The sequence below is a fragment of the Pseudoalteromonas sp. S3776 genome, assembly GCF_005886915.1.
Taxonomy (GTDB): Bacteria; Pseudomonadota; Gammaproteobacteria; order Enterobacterales; family Alteromonadaceae; genus Pseudoalteromonas.
The window spans coordinates 150,838-161,008 of sequence record NZ_PNCU01000027.1 but is presented as its reverse complement, the minus strand read 5'-3'; the positions used below and the strand labels follow the sequence as shown (position 1 = coordinate 161,008).

Below are 10,171 nucleotides of genomic sequence, written 5' to 3'. Positions count from 1 at the left end.
CTAAATAGCGAATTTTTTGCCTTGCTATCAACACGTTTATCCATCCTCAAAATAGATCACTTAATTATGCGGATTGGTATAAAAGGGTTAAAAATGTGTAGTTACTTAGGCTATACGTTTAAAACATTTTAAATGAGCGATTAAAAAAGGGCCTATTTAGGCCCTTTTGGTATTAACGTTTTAGGTTAGGTATTTACACTTACTGCTTGTAAAGATTCACTTTGGTAACAACCTAATACACGTACATATTGAGTATGTTCTTTTAGCTCTTCTAAAGCATGTTTTACTTGGTTATCGGCAAGGTTTGCCTCTAAGTCCACATAAAACACTTCTTCCCACGGGTTACCCGGTACAGGACGAGACTCGAGTTTAACTAAGTTTATTTGATGTTGTTTAAACACCATTAGCGCATCAGCCAATGAACCTGCTTGCTGTTTAGTGGCCATAATGAGGCTGGTTTTAGTGGGTATTTGTTTAGACACCTGCAGTGGCTTGCGTGCAACGACTATAAAGCGGCTGTGGTTTTCGCTTTGATTAGCTAGGTTTGACTTAATCACTTCAAGGCCCACATTTTTACCCGCCTGCGCTGAGCCAATAGCCGCACTATTTGGCGTGTTTAATGCTGACTGCAAGGCACTTGAGGTGGAATCACAGGTTTCATGTTGTAAGTCCCCCAGCCCTTGTAAAAAGCGACTGCACTGAGCAAATGGCTGAGGGTGAGCATAAATTTTGGTTAATTGGCTTAATTCAGTATCTGGGGTTGCAAGTAGGCAGTGCTCTACACTGTGGGTCACTTCACCAACAATTGATACTTGAGCGTGTTGTAATAAATCAAACACTTCGTTAATACTGCCCGAACTGGTGTTTTCTATTGGCAGTAATCCAAAATCTGCTTGGCCATTTTCTACTTTGCCTGTTATTTCGTCAAATGAGCTACAGCCAATTTCAACCAACTTGCCAGGGCGGCGGCTAAAGTACTTATGACATGCTAGTTGACTGTAAGTACCTTGCCCACCTAAATAAGTAACACGATGTGTTTCACTTAATGCATCTGGGTTAAGGTTTTTTTGCAGCATTGCTTGCTGATGTAAAACAGAGTCTTCCAAAATAGTCTGAAAAACGTTATTTACATAATACGCGTCAAGACCAAGCGATTTACCATAACCTATTAGCTTTTCTAATAGGGCTAGTTCACGCGCTTCATCACGAATCGGTTTATTATTAGCAATTTTATACTCTACTACGCCGTGGCTTATGCGGCGGCGTTTGGCTAATAACACTAATAAATCTGAATCTATTTCATTAATGTCGTGTCTGAGCGCGTTTAAAACGTCGTTGGTCATTTTGGTTTCCTCATTCCAAAAATAAGTTGCATGTGCGCAACTAAAACAAAAAAGCCTCCCTAGTGGGAGGCTTTGCTATTCGATTGATTTTATCTCACAAACAGTTCAGCCTCTTTTATAAAAAGAAGCTAAAAAAAGAAAAAAACGTGCAAGATAAGATAATTTTCATCCTGTTAATGTATGAGGTGTTACTGGCAAAGTCAACCAGCAAGCCAGTTTAAATAAACATGATGAAGAATTATCAGCTCCAGGCTAACTTTTAGATAAAATTCACAAATAGTTTATAAATATGAATAGGGATCTGGTATATTTCAGGTATTAGCTAAAAATAACAACAACTAAAATAATAAGGTTGGCCTGTGGTGTATAGACGCCCTCCATCGCGTTTTGGACTAAATTCTTTGAGTGTAAAGCTGTCATTGCTTATATCTGCAATTTGTTTAATTGCCGGTGTGTGCGCTGCCGCGCTGATGCTAAAATCTGAAGAAAAACAATTAGTTTTTGAAGAGCATGAAGTACTTAAAAGCTCTACTGAATTACTCATCAGGCAATTTGACGCATTAATTAAAACAAAGTCGGCTGTTGCCAAGCAAGCCAATAATGTTGTCTCAGAGCAGCTATTTAGCGAAAGCTCAGCAATTAATTTATCTAACAAAACCCAATTTCAATTTAATAGTGACGGCACTATTCGCAGTGCATCAAGTGATGGCCTCTCAGCTGCATTTCTTCCTCAGCAGCATTACTCTCCTTTTTACAAGCGCCTCTTCAATAACTCAGAGTCGTTATGGAAAATTATTTCACCAACCCTAATTCATGACTTTTTTAATTTTTATATGATCACTAAAGATGATTTCATCCGTGTTTCGCCCCCAAATTGGGCGTTAAACGCACCGCCTGAACTAAGGGGTTCTAATGGTGCAACATTTAAATATGTTCAAAGTGATTTAAACCCGAGCAGAGAGCCCGTTTGGTCTAAGGTTTATTACGATAAGGTGTGGCATAAATGGGTCATTAGCTTGCTCGTTCCTTTGTATGTAGACAATGAATTCTTAGGTGTGACGGGCAGCGATATTGATTTAAATACGTTGATTTCTTTTTTACCCGTTGGAGATAAAGAAAAGCATTTACTGGTATTTGATAAAAAAGGTCAGCTACTTGCACATCCGAGTCTTAATCCTGCGCTACAAGCAAGCTATGGCAGTAAAGATAAAACCATAACCACAAACGAATTTGTTAATCCGCAATTGCAAGCCATTATAAATGAAGCAATTACCATGAAATTACCAGAGTATGCTAATTCGTTTGTACAAAACGATGAAGCACACATTATTAATATTCGTAAAATTGACAAGTTAGACTGGTATATTGGGGTTTATAAAAAACGCTCATCAACGCTCTCAGCTCTGCAAGATTTAAAACTGAAATTTTTTGGCTTGTTTGTGCTTTATGCGGTACTGGTTGCCTTATTGTTACATCAAGCGCTGTATCAGTTAGTGCTTCGCAGAATACACACATTAGTGCATGCGGTTACTGGGTTTGGTAAAGGGCAATTATTAACTGAATTCCCGCCTGAGAATAAAGATGAGATAGGTACACTGAACGGCTCGTTCAGAGATATGACCGTAGAAATTCGTAAGCTTATAGATGGGTTAAATCAGCGAATTACAGAAAAAGAAATCGCTGAAAAAGCCGCTAACAAACTCTCAAAAGCTGTTGCTTTCTCAGGGACTGGGGTAGTGATCACGGATGAAAATTTTGTGATTGAATATGTAAATCCCAAAATGCTTGAAATGACAGGCTACCCCGAAAGCCATTTTAATCGCGCACCACTTTTGAATATTATTGCATCAGAGATGGCTATTTTAGTCGAAGACATCAATATCGACCTTCGTAGTAGAAATTACTGGCGGGGGGATACCTTGATTCAAGGCAATGATAAGCAGCCTATTTGGGTGTCTTTAAGTGTTTCTCCTATTCGCGAAGACGGCGGTGAGATCACCAGTTATGTAGCCTCCGCGCAAGATATTTCGTTTGTTAAAGAAAGCCAGCGAAAAATGGAGCAGCTAGCGTACTTTGACACGTTAACGGGCTTAGCAAACCGAACCTTTTTTAGAATGCAGCTGCGTAAATCAATGGCTTTGGCTGAGCGCGGCCATTATGCATTTGCCCTTTTTTACTTTGATTTAGATGAGTTCAAGCGAATTAACGATACGTTAGGGCATGATGCGGGGGATCAGCTGTTAATTGAAGTGGCTAATCGTCTTAAAGCACGGTTACGCGCTGAAGATACTATTGCCCGTTTGGGTGGCGACGAATTTGCTGTTTTACTCAGCGGTATTGAAAGCCAAGAGCATGCTAGCGATGTGGCAAACACCATTCAAAAAACACTTAACGTGCCTATAAAACTTGGCAATAACGAAGTGATAGTCAGCGCCAGTATTGGTATTACAATGGCCCCATACGATAGCCTAGAAGAAGATCAGCTTTTAAAGCATGCTGATTTAGCAATGTACGAGGCAAAAGCAAAAGGGCGTAATACTTACCATTTTTATAGTCAAGAGCTTAACGCAGCTGCCAATGAAAGGCTGTTCATTGAAAATGAATTACGCCATGCAATTAAAGAAAAACAGTTTGAGGTTTATTATCAGCCGCAAATTAATTCATTAACTCAACATGTAGTTGGTTATGAAGCGCTACTGCGTTGGTTCCACCCAATAGAAGGGCTTATTTCTCCGACTAAGTTTATTCCTATTGCTGAGGCAACAGGGCTTATTGTTGAGCTTGGTGAGTGGGTATTACACCAATCTTGCGAGTTTGCCGTGCGTTTAGCTAAAGAGGGTCGTGATAACAACGTATCGATTAATTTATCGGCACGGCAGTTTAAAGACGCTAATTTAGTCCCTATGTTAAGCAATATTATTAAGCAAACAGGTGTAAGCCCTAAACGACTTCACTTAGAGCTGACCGAAAGTATGTTAATGGGTAATGTTGAAGCGGCTATAACGCAGTTACACGAACTTAAAGCGTTAGGTATTTCAATTTCTATTGATGATTTTGGTACAGGTTATTCGTCACTAAGTTACTTAAAACGATTCCCGGTCGACATATTAAAAATTGACCGCTCGTTTGTGAAAGATATTCCAACCGACCCTAATGATATGGAAATAACCGCCGCTATTATAGCCATGGCGAAAAAACTTAAATTAGACGTAGTTGCAGAAGGGGTTGAAACCAAAGAGCAAATAGAGTTTTTGCAAAATAATAATTGTTATATTGTGCAGGGATTTTATTACAGCAAACCGGTTGCTGAGAAAGAGCTATCAGCGTTGTACAAAAAATTAAATGATGAACCTAATAGTGTTAGTAGCAAATAAAAGGTTGCGGGTTTAACCACCCGCAATTTTTACTTTAAATTTAAGGGTTTCTAAAATCCCTTTTAATTTTTCGCGATCATCGCCTTGAACTTCAATCACGCCTTCTTTTACCGCACCACCTTGGCCCATTTTACTTTTTATGGTTTTGGCTAGCTTTTTTAAATCGTGTGCTTTTGGGTCTATACCTACCACCAACATGACACCTTTACCTTTTCGCCCCTTAGTTTGGCGCTCGATACGGATAAAGCCATCTTTAAATAGTTTTGCCGAGGGTGCTTGCTCAACCTTTGGTTGGCTAATTCGGCCCATGTCGGTGGAATATACTAAGCGGTCATCACTCATAATTTACCTAAATAAACGTTTTTATTGATGTATTAAATAATAACAAATTTACTGGCGAGTGTTTTTATTTTTGCTAAATACTTTTAACAGGTTATATTTAGATCAAAGGAAATATAATTGGAGTTTAGAATGAGTTTAACAAAGAGTTTATCGGTTGATGAAAGTACTTTAACGATACAAATTAAAGGTAAATTTGACTTTAATTTAGTGCAATCATTTCGCCAAGCTTATGCGCAAATTGAGCCTAAAACAAATAAAGTGATTATCGATTTAAGAGAGACCGACTACATGGATAGTTCTGCACTAGGTATGTTGCTTAACATGAAAAAAACCATTGAAAGCCAAGTACAAACCATAGAGATTAGTAACTGTCAGCCTCAGCTTAAAAAAATACTGCAAATATCACGTTTTGACAAAAAGTTTGATATTAACTAATGACCCACGTACTTATTGTTGACGATCAAGCACTTAATCGCATCTTACTGGAAAAAATGCTGCTTGAGGAAAACTATAAAATATCAATAGCGTTTAACGGTCTCGAAGCGCTAGAAGTGCTAGAAAAAGAAGCCATTGATATTGTTTTACTCGATGTGCTTATGCCGGTAATGGATGGCTTTGAAGCCGCAAAGCGAATAAAGCAGCGCTATAACGACGTTTACCTACCTATAATTTTTATTACTTCGCTTGAAGATCAAAACAGCTTTGAGCGTTGTTTAGAGGTAGGCGGGGATGACTTTATTCAAAAGCCATTTGAAAAGGTAATTTTAAACGCAAAAATAAAGGCGCATAGCCGTACGCGTGAATTAAGTAAAAAAGCCCACCAACAGAACACTCTGCTTGAGTATCATCGCAATCAAATAGAGCGCGAGCACGAAATTATTGAGCACATTTTTAATAATTCGCTCGAAAACCAAGATAAATTTAACGATCATTTAGACTTTAGCCTGTCTCCTGCTTCTATGTTTAACGGTGACATGTTTTTAGTCGCGCAAAGTCCAATTGGCAATTTATATTGCATGTTGGGTGATTTTACAGGCCATGGTTTAGCTGCTGCTATTGGCGCACTGCCAGCATCTAGGGTGTTTTATACTATGGTGCAAAAAGGCATGGCAGTTAATGATATTGCCTCTGAAATTAATATATTGCTGCACAATTTACTACCGGAGCATATGTTTTGTGCGGCAACCATTATTGAGCTCAGTGCGTCAGGCAAAAGTATTTCAGCTTGGTTGGGCGGCTTGCCCGATGCCTACTTAATAAATACTGATGGTGAAGTAAAGCAAACGCTTGAATCGCAACACATGGCGCTGGGGATTTTAGACAGTGATGAATTTGAATACGAGCTAATTAATTTAGAAGTTGATAAAAACACCCGCTTAGTGCTTTCAACCGACGGCATAATAGAAACTAACAACGATGCTGATATTTTTTATGGTGAGCAGCGCTTTTTAGCTGCACTAAAAAGCAAGCCGATGATCAGCAGCCAGCGCGTTATAGATAATGTAAATACTTTTGCCAATGGTAGCGAGCAATTAGACGACTTAAGTTTAGTACTGCTTAATTGTTTGCCACTAACCCCAGAGCCTGAGGCCAAAGAGGCGTACTCTAATTTAGCGTTTAACTTTTCACTTAGCTTAAACGCGCAGCAAATTAAATGCACAGACCCTGTGTATGATGTTGTTAATGTATTAAGCAGTGTTGAGGGGCTTAGGTCGCATCGCTCAAATATATTTTTATTGCTTTCTGAGGCATATAACAACGCACTTGATCACGGTGTATTAGGCTTAGATTCAGACATAAAAAAACAAGACGATGGCTTTTTTAAATACTATGAATTAAGAGAGCAAGCACTAAGCAAAATGAAAGAGGCGATGATCATTATTGATATGCGTTATTGCCCAGATACTTTGTGCTTGTACTTTATTATTTGTGACTCGGGTAGGGGGTTTTCAAGTGACTCTTCAAAACGTACCGAACTCAACGCAGAGTTTGGTCGCGGCTTATCTTTACTCGAAGAAGTGGCAGAAAAAGTGACGTATAACGCAAGTGGTAACCAAGTCGAACTGTGTTATAAGTTGCTATAGCTCAGAAAAAATTTCCATGGTATTATCTAAAAAATTTTAGATGTATGGATGGCCAAATGATTTCTTCTTACCTTGATATTGCGCAATTAAACATAGACCCACAATTAATTGCCAAAGAGCTAGAGCAGCTAGAACAGTATATTGCTCAGAGCGCGTTGCCGTCTGTGCGTTGGGAGTACCAAATTCCTGAACTTGGTGAAGGCGGTGCATGTAGTTTGTTTGGTTATTTACAAGATGAGCCATTTAAGCTCACCGATTACGTGAGTGCGACTTCACAAAACGAGCAAAAACTAGCAAACCTGCAAAATATAGTTAATTACATAGCCCAGCAAACACAGGTCGATTGGTATGGTATTTATCAGGCAATTGACACAGCTCAAGGCTCGCAATTATTAAAACTGGCGTATCAAGGCGCGCCAAGCCGTCCACTGTTTCCTCTCACTGATGCATTTGCAGCAGGCAGTAATAATGTACAAGTTGCGTTATCTAAGCGTGGGCGTGTAATTAACAACGTTGAGAGCTATTTAGCACAAGGTGGCGAGTACTATACGTGCGACCCTAAAGTAAAAGCTGAAACCTGTTTACCTTTGTTTAATGATCAACATGAGTGCGTCGGTATTGTTGATGCGGAGGCATTCAGTAACGACTTTTTTGATAGCCGTACATTGGCTGTATTAGTTGCGTGCTGCATTAAAATTCCTCACTTTCTAGTGTAAATATCACTAGCCAAGAAGGTAAGCTTTTATGTTAAGCTTACTACAACAGCCAACCCCTAATTAATGATAAGAGATAGCTAATGTTCTCAGAATTAAAACCATTACCAACAGATCCTATTCTTGGCCTTATGGCAGCCTATAAACAAGATACAAACCCTAATAAAATTGATTTAGGTGTAGGTGTCTATAAAGATGAGCAAGGCAATACACCGGTATTAAAAGCGGTAAAAAAAGCTGAAGCATTTCGTCTAGAAAACGAAACAAGCAAATCTTACATTGGTTTAGCGGGTAACTTAGACTACTGTCAAAAAATGGAAAACCTACTATTAGGTGAGCATCAAGCGCTTTTAGCAAACCGTGTACGTACTGCACAGGCGCCAGGTGGCACAGGCGCACTTCGCGTTGCGGCTGAGTTTATTAAACGTTGCAATAAAGACGCAACAGTATGGGTAACTACACCAACATGGGCTAACCACATTAGCTTGTTTGAAGCAGCAGGCTTAAACGTTAAAGAGTACCCGTACTACGATTACGAAAACAAAGACTTATTGTTTGACGACATGATAAACACCCTTAAGCAAGTACCAAAAGGGGACATTGTGCTACTTCATGCATGTTGTCATAACCCAAGTGGTATGGACTTAAACGAGACACAATGGAACACCGTTGCTCAGCTTGCAAAAGAAGTCGGCTTTACACCACTTATTGATATTGCTTATCAAGGTTTTGGCTCATCACTTGAAGAAGATGCACGAGGGCTTCGCATTTTAGCTGATGCGGTAGAAGAGCTAATTATTTGTTCATCTTGTTCTAAAAACTTTGGTTTATATCGTGAGCGTATTGGTGCGTGTTCTATTATTGCAAAAGACGCTGCAACCGCAGATATTTCAAACTCTGTGCTATTAAGCGTTGTACGTAGTATTTATTCAATGCCACCGGCGCACGGTGCCGACATTGTAAACACTATTTTAAGCAGCACAGAACTTACACAAATGTGGCACAGTGAGCTTGATGAAATGCGTAATCGTATTAATGGTTTACGTAGCTTAATCAAAGAAAGCTTAGCAGCAAAAGAAATAGAGCAAGACTTTTCGTTTATTGAAAGTCAACATGGTATGTTTTCTTTCTTAGGCATTAATAAAGAGCAAATTGCGCGCCTACAAAAAGAATACGGTATATACATTGTTGGTTCTAGCCGCGTAAACGTAGCCGGTATTAGCGATGCAAATATTGAATACTTTGCAAATGCTGTCGCTGACGTATGTAAATAAATCGTCTGCTAAATAGCAAAAAAACCGCACTAACCAAAGGTTGTGCGGTTTTTTTAATTTATACCCCTCCTCAAAATAGATCACTGAATTATGCGGATTGGTATTAAAATGAGCTTAGCTTTCAATTAAGTCTTCAACACCAACAATCAGCCATGGTGCATCATTTGATGTTGAGCGCTCAAGGTGCCAAATTTCTAAAATTGGCTCTTCTTTTTTATCACCTAAATCACGGTACTTACCTTTAAAGCGAATACTTACTTGCCAAGCGCTCGCTGTTGTATCGGCGCGAACAAGCTCTGCATCTATAAACATAACTTCAGTGTCTACACTTTCAATCGCTTCGCGTTCTGCTTTAAATTCTTGTGCTAACTCTGGGCTTAGGTATTCAGCCATCGTTGCATAATCAGCATTGTTCCATGCTATCTGTAGCGTATGGTAATGGCTACGCGCACCTTGTAAAAAGCCATTTACGTCAAAATTGGGTGGTAAGTTATAAGGCACCTGTTCTGCGCTAGTACTTTGCTGAGCAAAACTATTATTTATAGGCTGCTCAGATTGAGCGTGTTTAAATGCATTTTGCCCCATATTATTGCCAGCAAGCTGCGGGGATTGTTTAGCGCGTATAAAGCCCATAACAAGCTTCAATATAATAAATGCAGCTCCAGCTAATAAAATCATTTCCAATAGCTGAAACCCTTCAAAATTATCACCTAACATTGCTGCAATTAACCCACCGGCTAAAAGTCCACCTAGTACGCCCGCCATTATGCCTTTTTTATTCGACTTAGCTTTAGTAGCCGGGGCTTGTGTTGTCGTGTCAGCTTTTTGCTTTTGTGCGGTTTGTTGAGTTGTTGGGGTTTTGCCGCGTTTGCTGCTACCAAATTTTTTACGTGCATGTACATCAAAACTGGCAGTACAAAGTAGTGCTAGTAAAGAAAATATAACGATGATGTTCTTCATGAAATTCCTTAATTTAAATCGAGCAGGAATTATAATTTACTTTGTTGTAGAACTTAATAAATTACGCTTAAAATCAACGTG

Annotated in this window: 8 protein-coding genes; 5 read left to right on the top strand and 3 right to left on the bottom strand. The window is 39.2% G+C overall.

The genetic code is table 11. The annotated features are described in order from the left end of the window. Positions 1 to 185 precede the first annotated feature (185 nt). Positions 186 to 1,343, bottom strand: coding sequence for a chorismate mutase (locus tag CWC16_RS12345; protein ID WP_055014034.1), 1,158 nt, complete (start codon positions 1,341 to 1,343; stop codon positions 186 to 188). 359 nt (positions 1,344 to 1,702) lie between these two features. Between CWC16_RS12345 and CWC16_RS12340 the strand changes: the two genes are divergently transcribed. Next, a complete protein-coding gene (locus CWC16_RS12340; RefSeq protein WP_171037655.1) occupies positions 1,703 to 4,717 on the top strand; it encodes a bifunctional diguanylate cyclase/phosphodiesterase in 3,015 nt (1,004 codons plus the stop codon). Positions 4,718 to 4,729: 12 nt separating this feature from the next. Here the strand turns inward: CWC16_RS12340 and CWC16_RS12335 are convergent, their stop codons facing one another. After that, complete coding sequence (locus tag CWC16_RS12335; RefSeq protein WP_138541738.1) at positions 4,730 to 5,059, bottom strand: SUI1 family translation initiation factor; 330 nt, start codon at positions 5,057 to 5,059, stop codon at positions 4,730 to 4,732. 129 nt (positions 5,060 to 5,188) lie between these two features. Between CWC16_RS12335 and CWC16_RS12330 the strand changes: the two genes are divergently transcribed. The 4 genes from CWC16_RS12330 to CWC16_RS12315 all read left to right on the top strand — a co-directional run bounded on the left by CWC16_RS12330 (position 5,189) and on the right by CWC16_RS12315 (position 9,130). After that, on the top strand, positions 5,189 to 5,494 hold the full coding sequence (locus CWC16_RS12330; protein WP_004587319.1) for an STAS domain-containing protein: 306 nt from the start codon (positions 5,189 to 5,191) through the stop codon (positions 5,492 to 5,494). Beyond that, complete coding sequence (locus CWC16_RS12325; protein WP_055017183.1) at positions 5,494 to 7,143, top strand: SpoIIE family protein phosphatase; 1,650 nt, start codon at positions 5,494 to 5,496, stop codon at positions 7,141 to 7,143. Before CWC16_RS12330 ends, CWC16_RS12325 begins: the two co-directional genes overlap by 1 nt. Before the next feature lie 56 nt (positions 7,144 to 7,199). After that, a complete protein-coding gene (locus CWC16_RS12320) occupies positions 7,200 to 7,859 on the top strand; it encodes a GAF domain-containing protein (protein WP_138541737.1) in 660 nt (219 codons plus the stop codon). Between the two features lie 80 nt (positions 7,860 to 7,939). Then, on the top strand, positions 7,940 to 9,130 hold the full coding sequence (locus tag CWC16_RS12315) for an amino acid aminotransferase (protein WP_138541736.1): 1,191 nt from the start codon (positions 7,940 to 7,942) through the stop codon (positions 9,128 to 9,130). 114 nt (positions 9,131 to 9,244) lie between these two features. Here CWC16_RS12315 and CWC16_RS12310 read toward each other — a convergent pair whose 3' ends face one another. Next, on the bottom strand, positions 9,245 to 10,090 hold the full coding sequence (locus CWC16_RS12310) for a Tim44 domain-containing protein (protein WP_138541735.1): 846 nt from the start codon (positions 10,088 to 10,090) through the stop codon (positions 9,245 to 9,247). Between the last annotated feature and the right edge of the window lie 81 nt (positions 10,091 to 10,171).

What these genes read in the sequence shown, in the direction of transcription:
- CWC16_RS12345 (WP_055014034.1), bottom strand. Translation starts at nt 1,343, where the DNA reads ATGACCAACGACGTTTTAAACGCGCTCAGACACGACATTAATGAAATA.
- CWC16_RS12335 (WP_138541738.1), bottom strand. Translation starts at nt 5,059, where the DNA reads ATGAGTGATGACCGCTTAGTATATTCCACCGACATGGGCCGAATTAGC.
- CWC16_RS12330 (WP_004587319.1), top strand. Translation starts at nt 5,189, where the DNA reads ATGAGTTTAACAAAGAGTTTATCGGTTGATGAAAGTACTTTAACGATA.
- CWC16_RS12325 (WP_055017183.1), top strand. Translation starts at nt 5,494, where the DNA reads ATGACCCACGTACTTATTGTTGACGATCAAGCACTTAATCGCATCTTA.
- CWC16_RS12320 (WP_138541737.1), top strand. Translation starts at nt 7,200, where the DNA reads ATGATTTCTTCTTACCTTGATATTGCGCAATTAAACATAGACCCACAA.
- CWC16_RS12315 (WP_138541736.1), top strand. Translation starts at nt 7,940, where the DNA reads ATGTTCTCAGAATTAAAACCATTACCAACAGATCCTATTCTTGGCCTT.
- CWC16_RS12310 (WP_138541735.1), bottom strand. Translation starts at nt 10,090, where the DNA reads ATGAAGAACATCATCGTTATATTTTCTTTACTAGCACTACTTTGTACT.